Annotated in this window: 19 protein-coding genes and 1 pseudogene; 7 read left to right on the top strand and 13 right to left on the bottom strand. The window is 46.5% G+C overall.

The features are described 5' to 3' along the window. Positions 1-361 (bottom strand): hypothetical protein (locus ACR2PX_RS07280; RefSeq protein ID WP_433998691.1); only part of this gene is annotated, 361 nt, incomplete at its 3' end. Positions 362-363: 2 nt separating this feature from the next. Next, positions 364-1,554 carry a hypothetical protein gene (locus ACR2PX_RS07275; protein WP_433998690.1) on the bottom strand — a complete coding sequence of 397 codons (1,191 nt, stop codon included), beginning with the start codon at positions 1,552-1,554 and terminating at the stop codon, positions 364-366. A gap of 214 nt (positions 1,555-1,768) precedes the next feature. On the opposite strand from ACR2PX_RS07275, the gene ACR2PX_RS07270 reads away from it, so the two are divergent. Next, entirely contained in the window at positions 1,769-2,962 is a 1,194-nt protein-coding gene (locus tag ACR2PX_RS07270) for a class I SAM-dependent rRNA methyltransferase (RefSeq protein WP_433998689.1), read from the top strand. Positions 2,963-3,015: 53 nt separating this feature from the next. Here ACR2PX_RS07270 and ACR2PX_RS07265 read toward each other — a convergent pair whose 3' ends face one another. From ACR2PX_RS07265 to ACR2PX_RS07245, 5 genes and pseudogenes are all read right to left on the bottom strand, one after another. Continuing rightward, complete coding sequence (locus ACR2PX_RS07265) at positions 3,016-5,760, bottom strand: KGGVGR-motif variant AAA ATPase (RefSeq protein ID WP_433998688.1); 2,745 nt, start codon at positions 5,758-5,760, stop codon at positions 3,016-3,018. Then, entirely contained in the window at positions 5,757-6,176 is a 420-nt protein-coding gene (locus tag ACR2PX_RS07260; RefSeq protein ID WP_433998687.1) for a hypothetical protein, read from the bottom strand. The genes ACR2PX_RS07265 and ACR2PX_RS07260 overlap by 4 nt, the downstream gene beginning before the upstream one ends. Before the next feature lie 91 nt (positions 6,177-6,267). After that, a pseudogene (locus ACR2PX_RS07255) lies at positions 6,268-6,945 on the bottom strand (aminotransferase class V-fold PLP-dependent enzyme); the annotation flags it as partial. A 16-nt stretch (positions 6,946-6,961) separates the two neighbouring features. Beyond that, positions 6,962-7,858, bottom strand: coding sequence for a metallophosphoesterase family protein (locus ACR2PX_RS07250; protein WP_433998686.1), 897 nt, complete (start codon positions 7,856-7,858; stop codon positions 6,962-6,964). Between the two features lie 363 nt (positions 7,859-8,221). Next, positions 8,222-8,890 (bottom strand): HAD family hydrolase, encoded by a 669-nt coding sequence (locus ACR2PX_RS07245; RefSeq protein WP_433998685.1) that lies wholly within the window; start codon positions 8,888-8,890, stop codon positions 8,222-8,224. A 351-nt stretch (positions 8,891-9,241) separates the two neighbouring features. Between ACR2PX_RS07245 and rppH the strand changes: the two genes are divergently transcribed. After that, a complete protein-coding gene (rppH, locus tag ACR2PX_RS07240) occupies positions 9,242-9,736 on the top strand; it encodes an RNA pyrophosphohydrolase (RefSeq protein ID WP_433998684.1) in 495 nt (164 codons plus the stop codon). A 333-nt stretch (positions 9,737-10,069) separates the two neighbouring features. Next, the gene (gene ptsP / locus ACR2PX_RS07235) at positions 10,070-12,343 is read left to right on the top strand and encodes a phosphoenolpyruvate--protein phosphotransferase (RefSeq protein WP_433998683.1); all 2,274 of its coding nucleotides are present in this window, start codon (positions 10,070-10,072) and stop codon (positions 12,341-12,343) included. A 2-nt stretch (positions 12,344-12,345) separates the two neighbouring features. On the opposite strand, the gene ACR2PX_RS07230 is transcribed toward ptsP, so the two are convergent. Beyond that, the gene (locus ACR2PX_RS07230) at positions 12,346-12,957 is read right to left on the bottom strand and encodes a TetR/AcrR family transcriptional regulator (protein ID WP_433998682.1); all 612 of its coding nucleotides are present in this window, start codon (positions 12,955-12,957) and stop codon (positions 12,346-12,348) included. A 166-nt stretch (positions 12,958-13,123) separates the two neighbouring features. Between ACR2PX_RS07230 and ACR2PX_RS07225 the strand changes: the two genes are divergently transcribed. The 4 genes from ACR2PX_RS07225 to ACR2PX_RS07210 are packed head-to-tail and all read left to right on the top strand — an operon-like array spanning position 13,124 to position 17,538. After that, positions 13,124-14,389, top strand: coding sequence for a sulfotransferase family protein (locus ACR2PX_RS07225; protein ID WP_433998681.1), 1,266 nt, complete (start codon positions 13,124-13,126; stop codon positions 14,387-14,389). Positions 14,390-14,443: 54 nt separating this feature from the next. Beyond that, the gene (locus ACR2PX_RS07220) at positions 14,444-15,742 is read left to right on the top strand and encodes an MBL fold metallo-hydrolase (protein WP_433998680.1); all 1,299 of its coding nucleotides are present in this window, start codon (positions 14,444-14,446) and stop codon (positions 15,740-15,742) included. Positions 15,743-15,747: 5 nt separating this feature from the next. After that, positions 15,748-16,758, top strand: coding sequence for a zinc-dependent alcohol dehydrogenase (locus ACR2PX_RS07215; protein ID WP_433998679.1), 1,011 nt, complete (start codon positions 15,748-15,750; stop codon positions 16,756-16,758). A gap of 24 nt (positions 16,759-16,782) precedes the next feature. Beyond that, on the top strand, positions 16,783-17,538 hold the full coding sequence (locus ACR2PX_RS07210; RefSeq protein ID WP_433998678.1) for an SDR family NAD(P)-dependent oxidoreductase: 756 nt from the start codon (positions 16,783-16,785) through the stop codon (positions 17,536-17,538). A 43-nt stretch (positions 17,539-17,581) separates the two neighbouring features. On the opposite strand, the gene ACR2PX_RS07205 is transcribed toward ACR2PX_RS07210, so the two are convergent. From ACR2PX_RS07205 to ACR2PX_RS07185, 5 genes are all read right to left on the bottom strand, one after another. Beyond that, positions 17,582-18,304, bottom strand: a complete 723-nt coding sequence (locus ACR2PX_RS07205; protein ID WP_433998677.1) for a hypothetical protein — start codon at positions 18,302-18,304, stop codon at positions 17,582-17,584. Positions 18,305-18,460: 156 nt separating this feature from the next. After that, complete coding sequence (locus ACR2PX_RS07200; protein WP_433998676.1) at positions 18,461-19,297, bottom strand: substrate-binding domain-containing protein; 837 nt, start codon at positions 19,295-19,297, stop codon at positions 18,461-18,463. Positions 19,298-19,350: 53 nt separating this feature from the next. After that, the gene (locus ACR2PX_RS07195) at positions 19,351-20,160 is read right to left on the bottom strand and encodes an anti-sigma factor family protein (RefSeq protein ID WP_433998675.1); all 810 of its coding nucleotides are present in this window, start codon (positions 20,158-20,160) and stop codon (positions 19,351-19,353) included. After that, positions 20,157-20,729 carry an RNA polymerase sigma factor gene (locus ACR2PX_RS07190; protein ID WP_433998674.1) on the bottom strand — a complete coding sequence of 191 codons (573 nt, stop codon included), beginning with the start codon at positions 20,727-20,729 and terminating at the stop codon, positions 20,157-20,159. Before ACR2PX_RS07190 ends, ACR2PX_RS07195 begins: the two co-directional genes overlap by 4 nt. A 250-nt stretch (positions 20,730-20,979) precedes the next feature. Then, positions 20,980-21,417 (bottom strand): hypothetical protein, encoded by a 438-nt coding sequence (locus ACR2PX_RS07185; RefSeq protein ID WP_433998673.1) that lies wholly within the window; start codon positions 21,415-21,417, stop codon positions 20,980-20,982. Positions 21,418-21,651: the final 234 nt, after the last annotated feature.

The following is a 21,651-nucleotide window of genomic DNA, read 5'->3' as shown; positions in this document are numbered from 1 at the left end:
GAAACAGGGTTTCAGACTTATTTTGAAGCTGACATTTATTGACACTTAATGCAAAGTGAACCTTGCCAAGTGTCCCGGTAAACCAGGGGCCGCAAAAACGCCAGTCACGTACCAGAGCATGGCAGTGTTGCCAGTGACCGGTGGGATTGGCATTCAAATAGGTACTTTTGATATTGAGTTGAATCTCACCTTTCAGATGAGTTTCTTCCAAGTCTGAATGAGGAGGCCTGTGTTTGGGTAGTCGAAGCCTGACAATGGTGCCGCCAAAGTTGACAGAGGCCCAGTTTGCTTTCGAAAAATCAGGACCTCTGGGGACTACCAGCTCTGTAGGCTCTCGTAACTGGATGGGTAGATAGAACATAGTCAGAACTTCGCCATGATTCGATCGGTGGTGTTTGGCATATGGGCAGCAACGACTGGGATAGTCGCACTGGCTTTAGCCGCTAATCCCAAGGCTCCAATAACAGTAGCGGATGCCGGGAATAGGGCTGCAGCTGAAGCTGCTGTGGCTAATGCAGCTCCAGCTTTCCAGACACTCGTACCTCCCGTAATCCCCTTGCCTATATCCATTCCCATTTGTAAAAGGGTATAGCTGTCTTCTTTTTGTTTGCGAAGAAAAGGAAGTGTGAGGCTACCAGAGCCTATTAATTCGTTGGTATTCAGAGGGTTACTGGTTACGAAGGTTCTATCGACGGTCATTCCAAGAGACTGACTCAACTTGTATATACTGTCTTTACGTGCTGTAGGCCGATGAAGGTAGAGAGTATGACCTTTCAGTTTCAGGTTATGACGGTTAAGAATGTTCATGGCTTGTGTCAAAATGGCAACACCACCAAAGTCAGCAAACCAGGTGATATTTTCCTCTTTTCGTGAATCTTTCATAATATTGGCCAGTAAGGCCGAGGCTTCGTTCAGGCTTTTATCGGTGTCTGCTTTCATGGCCTGGCGAAGATTGCTCAGGCCTGCGATTCGGCCTTTACCAGGCGTAAAGAACAGATCGAAGCCCGTTGTATTAACACTGCTATTGACTGTCTTTTTGATTCGTGGTCCTACTCTTTCAGCTGCATATGCAGGTCTACTAAATCCAGTATCAGAAACGGCAACTACACTAATGGTGGGCCGATTTTTTACCTTATTATTTTCTGCTATTTCAGTTTTCCACAAACTGCCTTCTCTGTTAGCTCTATGCAAGCCAGGAGCTTCATTGGATTTTTGCAGTTGATTGTAATCATCAGCATGCACAATCGAGCTAATAACATAATCACCATTATCATGGCGCTGAGCAAAGACTTTGCAGCCCGGTAATACTATTTGAAAATCTTGTAATCCCTGGTGCATTGAGGAAGTGCGAACAAACACATCTTTACTGTTTACAGCTCCGCTTTTGAGCCCTTTAACGGCTCTTATGATCAGTGTTGCCCAGTAGTTAGCATTGTGCGATTTACTTGCCAGCTGTTGGTAGACGGGGAATGCGTTAGGGCTGCAAAAGATTTTGACGCCACCATGCTTTCCAGCAATCAGATGGTTCTGCCGTGGGGTGTGATATGAGGACACTACTACAAACTCCATTTGTTTTTATACTTCTTGCTGCAGTCAGATTACTGTGACTGGCTGCAATAGAAAGGCTTGATTTAAACCTTTCAACTCCCTATCAAACTCAGCTGAGCTTAATGGCTTTTAAATATGGCTTCAATAGTTGCTTTGGAGAATGTGGGGCTAGTTATTATAATGAGACGCTTATCCCTCTTGCCGCTCTGGTAGTAACTCCATGACGTTAAAAACTCTTCGCCTGAAGAACCGGGCTGATCGTCGACTGAAGGCTGGCCATCTCTGGATCTACAGCAACGAAGTCGATATTCAGGCTTCTCCCCTTAAAGACTTTGAGGTGGGAGAGCTTATTCAGATTGTCAGTGCTGAAGGTAAACCCCTCGGGTCTGGGTATATTAATCCGAACAGCCTGATCTGTGCCCGTCTGGTCAGTCGTGATACCAAGTACTTTCTGGATCGTTCACTGTTGGTGCACCGTATTCAGGTTGCCCTTAGCCTGAGGGAAAGGGTGTTCGATAAGCCATTCTACCGTCTGGTCTTTGGTGACAGTGATGGGCTGCCCGGCCTGGTGGTTGATCGCTTTGGTGATATTGTCGTTGCCCAGATGTCCACTGCCGGAATGGAAGCGGTCAAGGATGAGATTATTGATGCCTTGGTCAAGGTGCTCAAGCCTTCAGGCATTTTGTTGAAAAACGACGGGACAGGTCGCCAACTGGAAAAGTTGCCTGAGTATGTAGAGGTTGCTTATGGTGAGGTGCCAGAAAAAGTTGAGCTGGAAGAGAACGGTGTAAGATTTAAAGCTCCGGTCATGAAAGGCCAGAAAACAGGCTGGTTCTATGATCACCGTCTGAACCGGGAACGTCTGCGTCACTACGTAAATGGTAAAAGAGTACTGGATGTTTTCAGTTATGTCGGTGGCTGGGGTGTTCAGTGTGCCGCGTTTGGTGCCAGTCAGGTGGTCTGTGTTGATGCTTCTGAACAGGCTGTGGATCTGGTTCATGAGAACGCTGAGCTCAACGGCCTTGCTGATCGTGTTGAATCGATTCAGGGGGATGCTTTCACAGCGCTGAAAGCGTTGAGAGATGAAGGTGAAAAGTTCGATGTAGTGATTGTTGATCCACCGGTCTTTATCAAAAAACGCAAAGATACCAAAGCCGGTGAGCAGGCTTATCGCCGTATCAATGAACTGGCCATGAGGTTGTTGGAAAAGGACGGCATTCTGGTGTCTTGTTCTTGCTCTATGCACCTTCAGAAGGATTCACTGTTTGATGCTCTGAGGGCAGGCAGCCGCCATATCGATCGCAATCTGCAAATTATTGAGCAGGGGCATCAGGGACCAGACCACCCTGTTCTGCCTGCCATTCCGGAGACAGAATACATCAAGGCGATCATCGCTCGAGTGACCCGAGTCTGAATTTATTACATGTCTCTCAGGCTCATCGAATATAGAGCCTGAGAGAGTTAAAGTTATATATCTACAGGAAGCCTTCCTAAGGACTCTTTCAACATCGCTTGAACTCTTGGCCTTCCGCCTCTGGCCATAGTGAAGTTTAAGCCTTTTCTATAAGCTTCTGGCAAGTAATAACGTTTACTTTCGTTTTTGCGTTTATCTTCATAAATAATGCCAAACTCAACCAGTCTTTCCAGCTGTTCACTCTCAAGTCCAACATCGCTAGCGGAAAATGGAATTTGCTTGTGCTCGGGATCTACGCTGGACAGCGTTTTTATCCAGTCACCTAGTACAGCAAACTCTTTTTTTGCTTCATCTACCTTACCTTCACTGCAAGCCGTCATTGCTTTTCGCATGGCCATTGGAGACAAAACTCTATCACTTATCGTGGAAGTAGATTTCGAAGTTTCAAAGCTGGAAAATTTTAAGAATCTGACAATGTCTCGAGCTTGCAGGCGCCCTTTCAAATCACAGAGAGCAGCATAGACCCATCTTACAGTGTAGGCCTCACGAGAGGTAGGTTTTCCCAGTTTTAAACCCCACAGTTTATGGAGCCTGGCTGATATTTCACTGCTAGTCATTTTCTCAACAGGAGAGTCGGCGAAATCAAGTTCAGCTTGTTGGCATGTCCAGTAAGTTAAACGTAGGAATGCATCAGCATCCCATACTAGTTGATAGGGCTCATATCTTGAACGAAACTGACCAAGGTTTTGAGGGACCACTGCTTCTATATAGTCCTCTCTTATCAAAGTAATGATCCCCATGGGACAATTCCGTATTTCCTGAAGACGGTTGGGGATTTTAATAAGAGCTTTTAAAGCCGAGGCTTGTGCTTTATCTGAGCTAACAGTTTTGAAGTGATCTTCTATACCATCAAAAATGGTTATGGTTCTGACTTTCTTTTCTTGTAGCCATAGAGTCAAACTTGCAAAGTCAGATACTTCTGATGGGTTTGCTCCATGTAATTCAATGATGGATTTTTCCCAAAACTGAGACCAGTCTGTAGCTTGATCAGAAAGCGCTTTGGTTAACTGATCGTCAAAGCGTGAGTATGAGAATACACTTTGGGTTTTTGTTGTTTTGTAATAGTGATCTCTGGCACCAAGGACAGCACTAAGTGCCTCTCCTTCAGCATTTTCTGAGTGGATATGCGGTAGGATGAACGTTTTATTGAGTTGTGCTTCATCCTCATTGCTTAACGTGACATGTGATTCTTTCAGAAAAGTAAGCCAGCTTTTTCTTCTACAAAGCTGTATGTAGTTAAAGGTTTTTCCTGCTCCCTTAGCGCCAATAGAGACTACAAGAGGGAGCTTAGTAATATGCCTCTGAGCTAGTTCGCGTAATGGGTCTGTCAGTAATAGGCGATCACTCTCACCTTTTTCAGCAAAGACGAGCCTGTCGCTTAACTCAAGAAGCTTCTTTGCTTGGTTAGTGGTTGTTTCTTTTTGACAGTGAGTTAATTCTGAGACCAAATCTGGTAACAAGAAGTTCTTTGCCCACTCTTCGGCTTCTTCAAGTAGAGGATTGTTTTTCTCAATGACTCGTAGTGCATTGTCCCAGTCTCCAATATGTAACATGGCTGAGCTGAACTCACCTTCAATTATCTCTAGACTGTCAGCTGCATTTTCATTCTCATCATCTTTAGTTAGATCGTAAGCTTTCTTGAGTTGTTCAATGCCAGAAAAGTAGCGGTCAGTTTTTCTAAACTCATCGGTAATGAAAGTGGCAATGACTCTCGGAGCCAAAGTGTCATTGCCATACCGTTGTTGCCACTGAGTAGTTGCAGCAAGGGCTGACATTTTTTGGAGAATGAACTGTGTACCTTGAACAGCTTGTTCTGAGAGAGTTGTTACCAAGAAGCGCTCTAGTCTTGGATCAAAAAGAAGAGGGCTTGAGAGTTCACTTAATCCAGCTCTCAAATCAATCAGAACCAGGTCAGCATCAAGACTATTGCCGAGTTTTTGAAGGGTATCAGTGCATTTCCATGGTTGATCCAAGCCGCGAGCCAGATGCTCTGGTCGAACGGATATATCGATAAGTTGTGACATATCCATATGATCTGTAACAGAGAAAGCCGGAAGTAAACAAACTTCGGCTCCCATAACATGTTTAGTAAATCGTTTTACTTCATCTGAGAAATAACGAATAACATTATGGCTATCTACAGGTGGATAATGGGTTGCCTCAAGTAACTGAACCCATGACACTTCAGGCCTATCTATAGGCTTAAAAAGATAAGTTAGCCCTGGAGCTTCCAAATCAGCATCAACTAATAAAATTCTTAGTGGTCTTGAACCCTCAGACTTATGTGACTGCCTGATCGTAGCCATAAGCCAAGTTAGTAACGATGTGGTTCTACCAACTCCACCTTTAAAGGAGTGAAAAGCAACTACTCTACTTTTACCAGAGAAAGGCTCAGGAGCTTTAGGCAGTATGGGATTTTCATCAGCATAGCCTAAGTCCTTCCATAGGGGTTTGGCTGAGCGGGCATCAAGTTCAGCATCTTGGTTGATAATGACGTCTATCGCACTGTGACTAGAATAGGATAGAAATACTTGAGCATTGCCTCCTTCCTGACGCCAGTGGCTTCCAAAGGTTTTTTTCAGTAACTCGTAAGCTGGAGAGCGATCTTCACTGATGGTATCTATTTCAATAGCATCACTATATGTTCGTATGCTGGAAATACCCTCAGGAAGTTTGGTGAAATTCTGAGTTTCAGAGGCTAAGACTCGCTCTATATCCAGCCAGCTTAAGAGGTTCATCCGCGCAGCTCCTGTTTAATCCATGAACAGATTTGTTCCAGCTTACTGGTCAGCTCAATCAGTTGTTTTGAGTCTCTTAGCATAACACCATAGCGCCAAACTTGGTTGAGTTCGCTTTGGCAGGAATTTCTTTGCTGTTGAGGGCGTTTTAGTGGTTCTAGGGCAATATTGTTTGGTAGGCGTAAGCTCTTTTCACAACGTAATGCATCAAGCATGTTGTTGAGATTATGACCAAAGCTTTCGACATTCTCTGTTGTGACTTGTTGCTGGCGCTTCATCAGTACTGACTTTAATCCACATTCTACAGCATAAAAAAGACAAGTGAGTCCTGAGAAAGAGTTAGGTTTTAAGGACATTGAAGACTTTTTATGATCACGATAGGCTCTTTCCATTTCCCTGTCTGTAACTTCTATCATCGTTAGTAATGCCTAGAATTGATCGGAATATTTTAGGAGGCCACCTGTGAAGAAACAAGCGGCAACTTGGGGAGAATAGAAGAAGCTATGTTTACAGACTGTTAATCACTTCAATCAGCTGGTCTGCGTCTTCCTGCGTGTTGTATATATGGGGTGAAAAACGCAGCCCTTCTGATCTCTGGTCACAGAATATGCCTGCACTTGTCATGGCTTCCAGTGCACTGCGATCATCTTTAAACGCGATAACCAGAGTGCCTCCCTGAATCGTTTCCTGTAAGGGTGAGCGGACCTTGCCCTGATTAATCTGATCAATAATACGAGTAATCAGCTTCTGATTATGATGGAAAATCGTTTCAGTACCGATGCTGTCCAACGTTCGGATACTTTCTGCAGATAATGTAAAAGGCATGATAGAAGGCGTTCCGCCGGCAAAGCGCCTGACACCCTCGGCATACTGAAAGTGATGAATATCAAACTCCATGGGATCCTGGTGAGAGAACCAGCCCACATCCATGGGTTCACATTGTTCGACGATTTCATCACGGGCCCACAGATAACCGCTGCCCGGACCGCCACAAAGCCACTTCACACTGGAGCCGATGACAAAATCGGCCTGCCAGGCTTTGAGGTCAATGGGCACGATCCCGGCTGACTGAGCTATATCCACCACCGAGATAATCTGTTTCTTGTTTGTCAGACCTGTAATGTCAGCCACCGGCAAACGCAGGCTGTCATTGGATTGAACATGGGTGATAAAAACCAGCCCGAGGTTGTCTGTAGTCTTTTTATTCGGTCAGAGGAGAGCGATGAGACCAGTAAAATACGTCGAGATGTTGCTTGACCGGCCCCATCTCCTGAAACAAGTCTAAAACATATGCCTGGTTTGAAGGGTAATCAAACGGACGTACCATTATTACACTTTTACCATCTGCATAGTCACGTACTTTCAGTGCGCCACGAAAATCGCTTTGCCGACGAAAATCAAACGGAGCCCGGCAGATCAACAACCGCGCTTGAGTTTCCATCAGAAAATCCTTCAGCGGTGGAAATTCATCTGGCGAGAGATGCGTCAGCAAAACATCGGTACCTACCATTTTATTCAGGCGGTGCAGATACTCTGTTTCACACATTTCGTAGGGGCTGATCTCCGTCACATTGCGGAATGGATGAGCTGTGTTGGGAATTCCGCCCAGACCGCTGACTTTGAGGCCATCGGCTTCGAACCACGACTGGTCTAGTTGTATCAAACGCGTTGAATTAAATGTATGACCTTCGGCAAGATCCGGGTAATCCATGTTGCCTGGTATGAACCATAGATTCTGTTCGCCCAGAGATTCTTCCAACTCGGTAAACAGCGAAGAGTAACGTTGCCTGGCAATTTGTTTTGCCTCGTTGCTGAAGTCGCCCATCGGTTGAAACATTTGCTTCAGAAGAGGTGTTAACTTGGAATTCTGTACATCGCGAAAACGCGAATGAATCAGTGACTTCATCTCTCTGACCATAATATCTCCGAACAGTTCGAAAAAGATGGAACCTTCTAAATTTTCTCCAGGCTCGGGAAAAACATTTAACAGATCACCTGTGAATAAAATGTGCGCATTGGTGTGAGTGTGAAGTGCTGCCCGGATAAAATCCTTAAAAGCGAAATGCTCCAGGGTGTTGGATGCCAAAAGAAACTTCATCGGACTTTTCCTCAGTGCATGATTGTTTTTTAAGGTCAGCTGATAAAATTCCAGCTATGAGCAACTGCCCAATAAATCAGAATATTTGATTCCATATGGCCAGCTACTAGCCCGGATATTTCATAAATTTGCGTGCGCCCTCACTTGCCCCTTGCGGCACTATGAAAGCTTGGCTCAATCGACCGCACACACCAGTACGGCGCTCAATCGCCAAACTCATTAGTACCACAAGGTTCTGCGTGAGCATTGCAGCAATTTATGAAACACCTGGGTTAGTCCCACCTGTCTAAAATAAAGCACATATTGAGATCAGACTGTAAAATATTTGGCCTGCTCCATTTGGAATGAAACAGGCTCTGGATATTATATGTGGAGTGGGCGCAGAGACAGAATTGGCCAGCCATTGGTTCTGGCCTCGTTGGCCAAATGTTCATCTGGATCGACCGCAAAAGGGTTGTCTACCTGTTTCAAAAGTGGCAGGTCATTTTTTGAGTCGGTATAGAAGTAGCTGCCTTCCAGAGAGTATTCAGGTTTTTCCTCAAGCCATTGCTTCAGACGGGTTACCTTTCCTTCCTGGTAGGTCGGTGTGCCAACGACTTTGCCAGTGTAGCGGTTGTCGTCAATCTCAAGCTCTATGGCCAGTAGGGTGTCTACGTTGAGTTCTTTGGCGATGGGCTCGGTAACAAATCGGCTGGTAGCGGTTATGATCATCAGGTAATCACCCTGGTCCCGATGCTTTTTCAGCAGGTTCGCTGCTTTCTCCAGCATGATGGGACGAATGATCTTTTCCATAAATTTGTCATGCCAGACTTTGAGTTCATCCAGTGTGTACTGGGTCAGGGGCTCGAGACAAAAATCCAGGTATTCACTGAGAACCATCGTGCCCGCTTCATACTGACGGTAGAAGTGGTCGTTGCCTTCATGAAAGCGAACAGCATCCACCATTCCTTCATTGGCCATAAATTGTCCCCAGAGATAGTCGCTGTCACCAGCTATCAGGGTGTTATCAAGATCAAAAATTGCCAGCGCCACAAATCCTCCTGCCAGACTTCACTGCTGAAAAGTGTGGTCTGAGTGTACTATGAAAACGTTCATAGCAATGACCCTCTATTACTCAAATATCACAATCAAAGCATTTTCTATTAGGGCGGGTATTGTGGTCGGGATCATGCTTAACCCATATCAAGACGCTCAGTTGTTTGCTCCTGAATTAATCGAAAAATAAGGTTTTTTGAGACCCTTGTCATAGTTTTGAAGAACGATAGGTTGAAACAATAGACTGAGTATCAAAAGTGGCATCCTGATTGCAAAGATCTCGATTGCTGTTTTGCAGCGGTTTATGAAACAATGCAAAGTAAGAGATAGTTTAAGGTAGCCGCTTACGTGATTGATACAGATGGATTTAGGCCCAATGTGGGCATAATCCTCGCTAATCATCACGGACAGGTCCTGTGGGCCAGGCGAATCAGACAGGAAGCATGGCAGTTTCCCCAAGGGGGCATAAACGATGATGAAACCCCCGAAGAAGCCATGTATCGCGAGCTGTATGAAGAAATTGGGCTTCAGCCGGAAGACGTAAGGGTTCTGGCTTGCACTCGTGGCTGGCTGCGTTATCGCCTGCCTAGAAGACTGGTTCGTAGAGACCAGCATCCGCTTTGCATTGGGCAGAAACAAAAGTGGTTTCTGCTGGAATTGTTAAGCAGTGATGACCGGATTAGTGTGGATCATACAGGATCACCAGAGTTTGATGGCTGGCGATGGGCCAGTTACTGGTATCCACTGGGGCAGGTTGTTTCCTTCAAAAGGGAAGTCTATCGTCGTGCTTTGCGCGAACTGGCTCCCCGAATAGGACGCCTGCAGGCTAATAAAGACTCATGACTTTTGTAGATACTGAGACTATTTTCAATGCTGACACAGGATTGAAAGGCTCAGACAATATTCAGTGAGAGCAATCATTATTGTGACGCTTGAGTGATGAAAACTATGCCACTCTCAAGCGGATGCAAAAGTGAATAATATTTTATTATTGATTGGCCTGTCGCAAGGTCAGGTGATGGCAGCAAGAGTGTCTTACTCTGAATAACAGACACAGGTCTGTTTTTGTCTGTCACCGCATTGAAAACCATTTCATGGTAAACAACAGAGTCGGGCGTCTGTTATTCCAGTGATAACAGACACAGGAGATAGATAAGTAGACCGGATTAAGTCACCATGCTGAACACCCTGCGTGCGATTGTACAGGAAGTCAGTGCCGCCTCTGATTTGCAGGCTGCGCTGAATATTATCGTGCAGCGGGTTCGGGAAGCGATGGAGACAGAAGTCTGTTCTGTCTATCTCTACGATGCAGAGCAAGCTGTTTACACGCTTATGGCGACGGAAGGTCTTAAGAAAAAGGCTGTAGGTGTCGCCCGGTTATCCCAGTCCGAAGGCCTTATTGGTCAGGTGGGTCTCAGAGAAGAGCCCATTAACCTGGAAGAAGCGTCTTCGCATCCCAAATTCCGATACATCAAAGAAACCGGTGAAGAGAAGTTCCATGCTTTTCTGGGCGTACCCATCATTCATCACCGAATGATTCTGGGTGTTCTTGTCGTTCAACAAAAAGAACAGCGTCGTTTTGACGAGCATGAAGAAGCTTTCCTGGTCACCATGTCGGCGCAGCTGGCGGGTGTTATCGCCCATGCGGAAGCCACGGGTTCTTTGCATGTCACTGTCAATACCCAGAAAACTGCCCGCTTTCAGGGGACTCCCGGTGCAACCGGGGTGTCTATTGGTGAAGCTGTGGTGGTGGCACCTGTGGCTGATCTGGGGGCGGTTCCTGATCGTACCTGTCATGATGTGAAAAAAGAGCTGGCATCCCTGGATCTGGCATTGGAAACAGTGCGTTCGGAAATGAAGGCGACAGCCGACAAGCTTTCCGGCCATTTGCCAGCAGAAGAACAGGCGTTATTCGATGTTTATCTGCGAATGCTGGACGACAATGCCCTTGGGCTGGAAATCAAGAACCGGGTTAAACAGGGTAATTGGGCTCCAGGCGCACTCAGACAGGTTATAGACGAGCACGTTCGTAATTTTGAGATAATGGATGATGCTTACATGCGTGAGCGTGCTGTTGATGTAAAAGATCTCGGTCGGCGGGTTCTGGCAGGCATTCAGCAACACGACCAGCAGTGCATCACTTATCCCGATCAGACCATTCTGATCAGCGAAGAACTCACGGCCAGTATGTTGGCGGATGTACCCCGTGAAAACCTGGTGGGTCTGGTTTCTATCCAGGGATCCAGTAACTCCCATGCGGCTATTCTGGCCAGAGCTATGGGCATTCCTACTGTTATGGGTGCTGTGGATCTTCCCTACCACAAGGTGTCCAGCAAGCAGTTAATTGTCGATGGTAACCTTGGGCTGGTTTATGCCTCTCCGTCCAAAGAGTTGCTGGAACATTATCAGGCGGTCGTTGAAGAAGAAAAGGAGTTCACTGAAGGGCTTGAGGCCATCAGCGATCTGCCTTGTGTCACACTGGACAAACACCGACTGCCTTTATGGGTTAATACCGGTCTTATGACTGACACTGTTCGTTCTCTGGATCGGGGAGCTGAAGGTGTGGGTCTTTATCGTACAGAGGTTCCTTTTATGCTTCGGGAAAGGTTTCCCAGTGAGGCAGAGCAGGAAAAAATCTACCGACAGCAGCTGGAAGCATTTTCTCCCAGACCCGTTACCATGCGTTCGCTTGATGTGGGTGGAGACAAGGCGCTTTCTTACTTTCCCATTGAAGAAGATAACCCTTTCCTGGGCTGGCGGGGTATCCGGGTAACCCTGGATCATCCGGAAATTTTCCTGGTTCAGATCAGAGCGATGCTCAAGGCCAGTGTCGGTCTGGATAATCTTCGTATTATGCTGCCCATGGTGACCAGCGTCTTTGAAGTGGAGGAAGCTCTGCATCTTATCCACAGGGCCCACGGCGAAGTATTGTCCGAAGGCTTGCCGGTCATGATGCCTCCGGTTGGTGTCATGATTGAAGTGCCTGCTGCCGTCTATCAGGTACGCGAATTAGCCCAGAGAGTCGACTTTCTTTCGATTGGTTCCAACGACCTTACTCAATACCTTCTGGCCGTGGACCGTAACAATCCCAGAGTGGCGGACTTATACCATTCTTTCCATCCTGCGGTTTTGCAGGCGCTTCGCAAGATTGTTGAAGATTGTCATAAAGAAGGTCGAACGGTAGGGATATGTGGCGAAATGGCAGGCGACCCGGTCGCTTCTGTACTTCTGTTAGCCATGGGCTTTGATATGCTTTCCATGAGTGCCACCAACTTGCTGAAGGTGAAATGGGCACTCAGAAAAATCACCCTGGAAAGAGCCAAAGAAATTCTTGATGACGTTATGACTCTGGATAATTCTCAAGTTATTCGAAGTGCTCTGGAACTGGCTCTTTGCCGAGAAGGGCTCGGCAAGGTAATGGGTATCAAGAGCAAGCGATTCTCCTGCTAAATTTACCTTTCTATGACTGCTGTAATGCTGTCGATCAGATTCTCGATAAACTTGTCCCATTCAATGCTAACAGGCCGTGAACTGTAAGCGGATAAACTGTGGAACAGCATACAATCAACAATCAGCATCCGGGCACTGAATTCGTCAGGGCTTTCTACCTTGATTTTCTTTTTGAATATGGACGACAGCCTCTGAGTGTCTGGCAGAAGCGGCACACGCTGTACTCGCAAGTCGGCATATTGGCTTGAAGACATCATCTGACTGTTGATACTGAGAAATGCCTTGCCACCTTGATTCTGTTCCACTCTTCTGGCCAATGGTTTAACCAGTATGCAAACGGCATCACGAAGAGAGTACTCTCCTTTCTCATTCAATATATCCAGCATTTCTCCCCGGGCATGATCTATCTCTTTACTGTGTTTATCCAGAACAGCGTTGATTAGCCCTGCTTTGTCACCAAAATGATATTGCAGGGCACAACGGTTTTTCTGTCCTGCTGCCCGGCTTATATCTACCAGGCTGACATTATCTATGCCTTTTTCGGCAAACAACCTTTCTGCTGCATCTGTGAGATTTTTTCGAGTGGTAAGTGTGTCTTTTCGGGCTGTTTTCATTGTGTGAAGTTTAAGTGACTAGAGAATTAGATAATAAAGCATTTGTCTTGATATTTTAATACTCAAGTATTAAGTTCAGTTTTAATACGTGCATATTAAGTTTACTCAGTGTTCTTTTTCATCATTCGGGTGATGAAAGCATCATGACAAAAATAATGAGAGTGACATGAGCAAAGAGATTCGTATCAATGATCTGAGGGATCCGGTCTACACCGATCTACAGAAGAGCATTCTGGAGTTTGATGAAACTCTGAGAGTGGAGTTAAGCCGTGAATCTGTTCTGGCAGAGGCCAGAGAAAAAACAGGTCTGGATGATTTTGGTGACAGTGACTTTCTTGAACGGCTGGATCTTCTTGTTAATGAGTGGAACAGCGACTCTGGTCTTAGGCAGATTGGAAGGATGAGCCTGTTTAACAAGTTGGTTCAGCATGCCAGCAGTCGTTTATTGATTCATGACGTATTGAAAAAACACCCGGCAATTCATGACATAAAGATTGAAAAGCCGATTATTGTGGCTGGGTTGCCACGTTCAGGCACGACTCATCTTTTAAATTTGATGGCCTCCGATCAACGCCTCAGAGCTCTGCCACTTTGGGAGTCTTATGAACCAGTGCCGGTTCCCGGTGAAGAACTTCTATCAGATGGCACAGATCCCCGGTATCAGCGCTGTAGTGATACCTGGGAGATGATGAAGCAGGCAACACCCTATTTGGCAGCTATGCACCCCATGAACCCGGACCATATCCATGAAGAGCTGGAACTGATGGGGCCGGACTTTGCTTCCTATAACTATGAATGGCTGACCCAGTCTCCCCGATGGCGGGATCATTATTATGCGACAGACCAGACGCCACATTATGAATACATGAAAACTGTCTTGAAGATTTTGATCTGGCAACAACGGGATACAGACACTCCAACCCGTTGGGTGTTGAAGTGTCCTCAGCATCTTGAGCAATTACCAGTACTGCTCAAGGTTTTTCCTGATGCCACCATTGCTGTTACTCATCGTGATCCAGTGTCTGTTATCCAATCCACGGTCACCATGTTGGCTTATGGTCAGAGAATGAGCAGAAAGTCTGTGAACACCGGCGGCCTGATTGACTACTGGCCAGATCGCATAGAGCACTTGCTGAGAGCTTGTTCGATAGATCGATCAAAACTACCTGACGATCAGAGCATTGATGTGCCTTTCCATGAATTTATGGCAGATGATCTGGCGATGGTAGAGAAAATCTATAGTAAGGCTGGCCTGGAAATGACCGTAGAAGCAAGACAGCAACTACAGGGCTATGTTGATGCTCATCCGAGGGGAAAGGAAGGTCAGGTTATCTATGATCTTGAGGGTGATTTTGGCATCTCCAGGCAGGAGTTGAGTCAACGATTCAGCTTTTATTTTGATCAGTTTCCTGTGAAGCAAGAGTCCAGATAATAAAGCACAAAGTAACCTTGGAAATAGGACATATTCAGTCGGGGAAGAATAATAATGAGAGAACCCATCTATAAATCCCGCCCAGTGGCACCGGAGCCTGCACGCCTGGGTGGTGAGCGCATCAATGACTTCATCATCATGTCAGAGGGCTTTTCTAACTGCTATCTGATAGAGACTCCTGCAGGTTGTATTCAGGTTAACTCTGGTATGGGTTTTGAAGCTCCCATTCACAGAAAGAACTTCGGAAGTTTTTCACCAGATCCAGTGAAACATCTGATTCTCACCCAGGGACATGTTGACCATGTGGGGGGAGTTGGTTTTTTCAGAGAAGAGCATGATGACTTAAAGGTGATTGCCCAGGCCGGGAATACTGAACATCAGGCATACGATCAGCGACTTTCAGCATTTCGGGGTAATAGGTCCGGCTTTGCTTTTACCAGCAAGTTTATGGACGCTTTTCAGTACTATGCCGATCAGGGGATTACTGATTTTCCTGCTCAGGATGTTCCCAGTCCTGACATTTTGTTTGAGGATAAGTATTGCTTCACTCTGGGAGGTTTGGATGTAGAACTGATAGCTGTTCCCGGCGCGGAAACCAATGATTCCCTGATTGTCTGGCTGCCACAGCATGACATCTGCTTTACCGGCAATCTCTTCGGCTGTCCCTTTGGCCACTTTCCTAATCTGGTCACCATTCGTGGTGATCGTTATCGCGATGCTTTGACAGTAGCTTCAGCTGTTCAGACTGTTCTGGATCTTGAACCTGAGATGATTGTCTATGGTCACCATGCTCCAGTAGTGGGAAAAGCAGTGATCAGAGAAGAACTGACTTGTCTTCGTGATGCTATTCATCATGTGCATGATGAGACGGTCAAAGGCATGAATGAGGGTAAAGATGTCCATACCTTGATGAAGGAAATAAAGATTCCACCTGAGATCGAAGTAGGAGAGGGATACGGCAAGGTGTCCTGGGGAGTAAGGGCTATCTGGGAACATTATGCCGGCTGGTTTCATCATCAGTCTACGACCGAGCTTTATGCAACACCACCGTCGTCAGTTTACAGTGACCTGCTAGACCTGGCTGGAGGCGTTGAAGCGTTGGTGGGGCGGGCGCAACAAAAAGTTGAACAGGGATGTTATGAACAAGCATTGCATCTTCTTGATATCGCTTTCTCAAAAGACGATAACGAGATGGTATTGGATGCCGCTGTCACTATTCACCAGAAACTTCTGACTTTCAGTGAGAACTTCTGGCTGAGCTCCTGGTTGCAGAATCAGATCGATCATCTGGGCCAGCGCAAAACAGGTCTTGTTAAATCGAAGGCTTTGACTGAAGAGGTTCAGGAATTATGAAGCAGATGCCACAGATTAGAATACACGGTCCGGATCGGGTTCAATTGGATCTTGTCGCGCGGCCAGTTGCCGGGCTTGATGATGTCATTGTCCAGGTTGAACAGTGCGGTATTTGTGGCTCGGATCTCGGGTACATTGCCTCTGGAGGACTGGGTCCTGACTCACCTATGCCTCTGGGTCATGAATTAGCCGGTACTGTTCTGGAAGCAGGCGACAATGTTTCCCATGTCCGGGTCGGTGACAGGGTGACTGTCAATCCTGAGGCTAACGGCAACGGGATAGGTAACTATGGTTCTGAAGGTGGCTTTGCTCCCTGGCTCCATGTCAAGGGGGCTGCCAAAGACGAGCAGGCTGTGATCAGGCTGCCTGATGGTATGAGTTTTGAAACCGGTGCCCTGATAGAGCCTTTGTCCGTTGCCATGCATGCAGTTCATCAGGGACAGGCCAAACCTGAAGATCGTGCGGTTATTTTTGGTGCTGGACCTATTGGATTAGGCATTCTTCAGGTTCTGAATTATTACGGTTTGAAGGATGTAATCGTTGTCGATCGTTCTGAGCATCGTCTGGGTGTTGCCGAAACCCTCGGGGCTATTCCATTTCTGGCTGACAGTGGCGACTTGGGAGTGTTCCTGCAAGAACGGCATGGTTCAACCAGTCTGATGGGAATGCCTGTTTCTGACTCCGATCTCTATTTTGAAGCAACAGGGGTTGGCCCTGTTTTTCAGCAAGCGGTCAGTTTGTCTAAAAGAGGGGGGCGACTGGTCGTTGTGGGTGTCCACAAAGAACCCGTTCAGCTGGATCTGGTTAATGTTCTGATTCGAGAACTGACTATCACTGCTTCCATGGCTTACCCAACCGAGTTTCCAAAGGTCATCGAAATGCTGGAAAGTGGGCAGGTTGATCCTCAGTCACTGATCAGTCACCGGTATTCTCTGAATGATTTTGACGAGGCATTGGCAACCGCCAGAAATCCAGAAAGTGCCATTAAAGTCCTGGTGAACTGCCAGCCATATTGATCTTGATAAGAACAAGGAAAAACTATGATCAACGCAAGCGCAGAATACAATTTTCGCGGAGCCAGGGTACTGGTGACGGGGGGCAGTAATGGCATCGGATACGGTATTGCGTCAGCCTTTGCTGCTGCTGGTGCTCAGGTGACGATTACCGGTACCAGAAAAACCGCTCAGGACTACGACAATGATCTGTCTGCCTTTACCTATAAATCGCTCAAAGTCGAAGACAGAGGAGCTATTCAGGCTCTGGCTGATGACCTGGAAAGTTTGGATATTCTTATCAATAATGCAGGGGCCAGTTTGCCTGGAGGTCAGGATGAGTGGAATCCTGAAGTGTTTGACCAGGCACTGAGGATTAATCTGACATCGACGTTTGATCTGGCCAGTGTCTGCAAGCCTCTGTTAACAAAGAGTGAGTTGCCTGGAGGTGCCTCCATTATTGGCATAGCTTCCATGACATCATTTTTTGGCCATGAAATGGTGCCAGGCTATGGAGCGGCTAAAGCGGGCTTGGTGCAATTAAGTAAAACTCTGGGGATCAGCTGGGCTCAGCATGGCATTCGTGCCAATGCGATTGCCGCAGGAATGATCGATACCCGGATGACATCCGTGATGAAAGATATACCGGAAATGAACGACCCGATCATGGCTAGAACCCCCATGAAACGTTGGGGAGCGCCTGAAGATATCGCCAATGCAGCATTGTTCCTGTCCAGTCAGAATGCCAGCTACATTACCGGGCAAACATTGATTGTGGACGGTGGCTATTCAGTATTTGGCTGAGCGAACTCAGCCAAACAGAAAGACTCATTTGGGCAAGATATTTTTACTTGGAGACAATATGCCAGACGTTTTTGACGCCATCGCCAGTGGTTTCACCTGGAGCTTTGTCTTTAAACCAACGATATAAGGGTTGGCCCTGATAAGCCCACTGATAAGAGTCGTCATTACGTTTGACGATACTAAAGCCACCAGAAGCCTTAATGTTATTGATTCCGCCTTTTGTCAGATCAGCATTTACATAAGCTGGTGGCCATTGAACAGCACAGTCACCGTAGCAGTTGGACTTGTTCTGCTGATCCTTATCGAAGGTATACAGAGTCCTGTTCTGAGAGTCGACCAGGAAGCGCTTCTGGCCGCTGTTATAGAGCTTGACTGTAACGTCATCCACTCGTGCTAAAGGCCATACGCCTCCTACACCAGCACCTGTGATGTCGCCCTTTTGTTTGTCTTTGAACCAGGTGTACAGAGGCATGCCGTCTTTGGCCCACTGCTTTGAGTCATCACTTCTGACAATTTTACTGAACCCTGGAGTATCAGTGAAGTACTCACTGTTTATACCGTCAGCCATAAACGGTGGCCAGCGGTCTGCACAGTCATTTTCACAGACTGATTTGCCATTGCTGTCTTTTGAAAAGGTATAAAGTGTCATACCACTGTTATCTACATAGACATCACCCATAGCGGTGCTTGTAGAAATATCAGATGCCCATACTGAAGCACTGCTCAGTACGGTTGCCAGAACCATCATTATCAGACGAGGTTTCATTATTTTGGATGTCCCTGGGAGAGTTGAGTTAGCGAGAAACAGCCATGAGTGGAAATATATTTACTACTCACAGCAACGAAAATTTTTCACAATAAAAAGGGCTGAAGGCAGGGAACTTTCAGCCAATACACACAGACATTGAGCTCAGGGCAGGTGTTAGCGAGTCCAGCCTAGAGTTGCTACCAATTTTTCCCCCTCACTACTGTTCAGGAATTTAACGAAGTCGGCTGTCGCCGGGTCAGCTTTTGGAGACACGGCAATGTTCATGTCTCTGTAAATCGTTCTGTCTTTTTCCAGCTCTACGTAGTCCGCTTTGCCAGGGTTGGTCAGAGGCCAGTCGATCCAGGTAATCCAGGCATCGCCTTGCTCATTAAACTCTTTAAAGCCAGCGCCGCTGCCTTTCTCGAAAGAAATAATGTTTTTTCTCAGCTTCTGCACATCTTGCAGGGAACCTTCACGACCCGCGATATCTTCCCAAACACCTGTGCCTGAAGTGTTGTAAACACCCTTACCTTCGGTCACAACCACTTTGGTATCTGGTTTCAGCAGATCATCAAAACCTTGGATGTTCTTGGGGTTGCCCTTTTTAACCGCAATGATTGCACGACGGATATAAACGGGCTGAACATCTTTCTGGGTGATGAAATGATAGTTTTCTAGGTAAGCTGTAATGGACTGTTCAGAAGAGCCAAAGATAATGTCGGCCTTGGCCTGAGCATCACGGGTCCATTTCTTTTCTGGTCCAAAAATAACTTCTACCTTTTGGCCTGTTTTCTTCTCATAGGCTTCAGCTACTTTGATCAAAGCAGAGTGAGGGCCACCTGGACCGTAGAGTCTGATCACGCCATCTGCAGGATGATGCTGAATAGAAGCGTCGTAAAACATACCTTCACGATTATCCATGGTGTCCATGTTCATAGCGGCAGAGGCTATAGAGGATGCTGCCAAAGTAGCCAGGGCAATTGAGGTCGCCAGTGCTTTAACTTTTTTCATTCCTAAGATCTCACTTGAGGGTACTGGTTATTCAGTCAGGCTTTTTAGCCGGTTCAAATCGTATTAATTTTCAAATCGTTAACAGCTGGCATAGCCCTGCATGGGCCGACCATCAGCAGGCCTGAGGACTCCATGGGGAGTGCCCGAACCTCTGTACCGTCTTTTTCACTTGAGTAACTGCCTTGTTGAGCAATTGCCTGTCGAACTTCCGGATTTCTGAAGAGAACGGATTCATCAATGCGGTACTGGAAAACGATGTCTTTACCACTACGCATGGCGTATACCTTAGCAGGAGCCCCTCCTATGGAGGTTTCCCAGCTGGAGAGCAGAGTTCCTCCCGGCCAACTGGCAGGTGCTTCCGTTGACTGTTGTGAAACAGGTAGTATGTTTTTCTGAGCTGTCTGATATTGAGACAGGGCATCAGCCACCATTGGAATATCGCTATGGGGAGTATTTGGCATCTGTTGCATATATAGAGCCACTACCAATGCAAAAGCGGTTGCCCAGCCTCCGGTTGAAAAGGCCAGTTTTAGCCACTGACGCTCCAGCCATCGGGTGGGAGTAGGAACTTTGGGCTTTTGCTTTCGAGTTTCAATAGTACTTTGGGGCTGTTCAGTAATCAGGTCTAACTTTTCATGTAGATTAGTAGACATTCTTTCAAGAGGCAGTGAACTCAGGCTCTGATTGAGAGAAATCTGTCTTGCACGGTCATCACGGCAGAGCTTACAGCCTGCAAGATGAGCCTCTACAATCATTACTTCATCATCTTCCAGTTCATTGTCGACATAGCCAGCCAGCAAGTCCTGAAGGGAGTTATGCAGCTCCTTCCATTTAGAATCTTCTGTGTTGTAGGAAGCGTTCATGACAAACCTCCTGCTAAATGAGTGCGAACTTGAGGCGAACGGTTGTCGCTCGATTTGATTATTGTGCTTGATAGCATTCTTCTGGCTCTGGAAAGTCGGCTCATCACCGTCCCTTTCGGGATTCCAAGAATTTCGCTGATTTCCAGATAACTGAGCCCTTCAACGTCCCTGAACAGAAGAACTTCCCTGAACTCGTAAGGAAGGGCTGAAATGGCTGTATTTAACTGGTCCTGGTTCTGTTTCTGTAAAAGTGTCTCAAAGGGACCAGAGGCGGATGATGAGTGTTTCTGTAACTCCTCATCCTCTACACAAACAACGGGCGCGAGTTGTGCTCGTCTGGATTCTTTTCTGACATCATCAACAATGACGCTATGGAGTATCTTCAGAAGCCAGGCATAAACGGTCTCTGTCTCTTTAAGGTCTGAGAAGTGTTTCCAGGCTTTAAGCATGCACTCCTGTACCCAGTCTTCTGCTCTCTGTCGTGAGTCTGCTTGTCTTACAGCAACAGAGAACAACCGGTCACGCCAGGGGGTTGTAAGCTGTTGAAACTGTTTTGCAGATTGAGACATAGGAACACCATAAAGATTACACACAGCCAAAGACGGGGTGAGTTCAGGGTTTATTCCCCAATAAGGAAAAAACTTTATTAGAGGATCATGGAGACATCGGAAGTGATAACTGGAGAAACAAAAAACTCTTGGGAAAAAGATTAGCCTGCCTGGGCTGGCAGGCTGTTCTGCTCACGACTTTTTACGATGAAAATACAGCTCTCTGGTTCTGTAGCTGTTTTATATTTTCAGGGCGAGCTGCATTTTTGGCTTATGGCTGTTCGTCTGTTGTATCGGCTTTTTTGCCATAGGCAATCACATTGGATGAGTGATCGATCGGAGCCTTGATATACAAGACGATTTTTTTAATGGAACGAAAGTGGTCAGGAATTGCGAGCTCTCTGGTTTCCAGTCCTACCTTGATCAGTTTCTGAATACTCAGATTGATCACATGACCATCACTCAAATGCACTTTGGCAGAACGGATCTTCAGATCGCCCCGGGTAATGTGAAATTTTATCGACTTATAAGGGACGTACTTCGCTTCAGAAATAATTCGGATCGTGGTTGTATCATCCGTTGGAATGATCTGCTTCTCACCGATTCTCTGCCAGTCAGCATCGGAAGCTGCCTGAAGCGTCATTGAGAACAAAAGCACCAGGCTTGCCAGCAAGCACTGATAAAAGTGAATCGGGTTTTTTAATCTCATCTTATACTCCTTACTTCTCATTACGCATTGATGGCGAAAAAACGCACATTACGAAAAGCTTCTAAAAGTGTGTTTCTTCAAGTCTTCGAAAAGGAATAGAGACAATTCAGTCGTGATAAAGGCTAGCCCGGATATTTCATAAACATGCTCCCGCTCTCACTTGCCCATTACCGCTCTAAGGGAGTTTTACTCAGTCGACCGTACTCCCCGGTACGGCACTCCTTCGCAAAATCC

The sequence above is a fragment of the Endozoicomonas sp. genome (genome assembly GCF_051008435.1).
Lineage (GTDB): Bacteria > Pseudomonadota > Gammaproteobacteria > Pseudomonadales > Endozoicomonadaceae > Endozoicomonas_A.
The sequence above is the reverse complement of the archived record's forward strand: the minus strand, read 5'-3'. Positions and strand labels throughout refer to the sequence as shown.

Excerpts from the sequence above, each read along its gene's own strand:
- ACR2PX_RS07270 (WP_433998689.1), top strand. The coding sequence starts at position 1,769 with ATGACGTTAAAAACTCTTCGCCTGAAGAACCGGGCTGATCGTCGACTG.
- ACR2PX_RS07265 (WP_433998688.1), bottom strand. The coding sequence starts at position 5,760 with ATGAACCTCTTAAGCTGGCTGGATATAGAGCGAGTCTTAGCCTCTGAA.
- ACR2PX_RS07260 (WP_433998687.1), bottom strand. The coding sequence starts at position 6,176 with ATGATAGAAGTTACAGACAGGGAAATGGAAAGAGCCTATCGTGATCAT.
- ACR2PX_RS07250 (WP_433998686.1), bottom strand. The coding sequence starts at position 7,858 with ATGAAGTTTCTTTTGGCATCCAACACCCTGGAGCATTTCGCTTTTAAG.
- ptsP (WP_433998683.1), top strand. The coding sequence starts at position 10,070 with ATGCTGAACACCCTGCGTGCGATTGTACAGGAAGTCAGTGCCGCCTCT.
- ACR2PX_RS07230 (WP_433998682.1), bottom strand. The coding sequence starts at position 12,957 with ATGAAAACAGCCCGAAAAGACACACTTACCACTCGAAAAAATCTCACA.
- ACR2PX_RS07225 (WP_433998681.1), top strand. The coding sequence starts at position 13,124 with ATGAGCAAAGAGATTCGTATCAATGATCTGAGGGATCCGGTCTACACC.
- ACR2PX_RS07220 (WP_433998680.1), top strand. The coding sequence starts at position 14,444 with ATGAGAGAACCCATCTATAAATCCCGCCCAGTGGCACCGGAGCCTGCA.
- ACR2PX_RS07215 (WP_433998679.1), top strand. The coding sequence starts at position 15,748 with ATGCCACAGATTAGAATACACGGTCCGGATCGGGTTCAATTGGATCTT.
- ACR2PX_RS07210 (WP_433998678.1), top strand. The coding sequence starts at position 16,783 with ATGATCAACGCAAGCGCAGAATACAATTTTCGCGGAGCCAGGGTACTG.
- ACR2PX_RS07205 (WP_433998677.1), bottom strand. The coding sequence starts at position 18,304 with ATGAAACCTCGTCTGATAATGATGGTTCTGGCAACCGTACTGAGCAGT.
- ACR2PX_RS07200 (WP_433998676.1), bottom strand. The coding sequence starts at position 19,297 with ATGAAAAAAGTTAAAGCACTGGCGACCTCAATTGCCCTGGCTACTTTG.
- ACR2PX_RS07195 (WP_433998675.1), bottom strand. The coding sequence starts at position 20,160 with ATGAACGCTTCCTACAACACAGAAGATTCTAAATGGAAGGAGCTGCAT.
- ACR2PX_RS07190 (WP_433998674.1), bottom strand. The coding sequence starts at position 20,729 with ATGTCTCAATCTGCAAAACAGTTTCAACAGCTTACAACCCCCTGGCGT.
- ACR2PX_RS07185 (WP_433998673.1), bottom strand. The coding sequence starts at position 21,417 with ATGAGATTAAAAAACCCGATTCACTTTTATCAGTGCTTGCTGGCAAGC.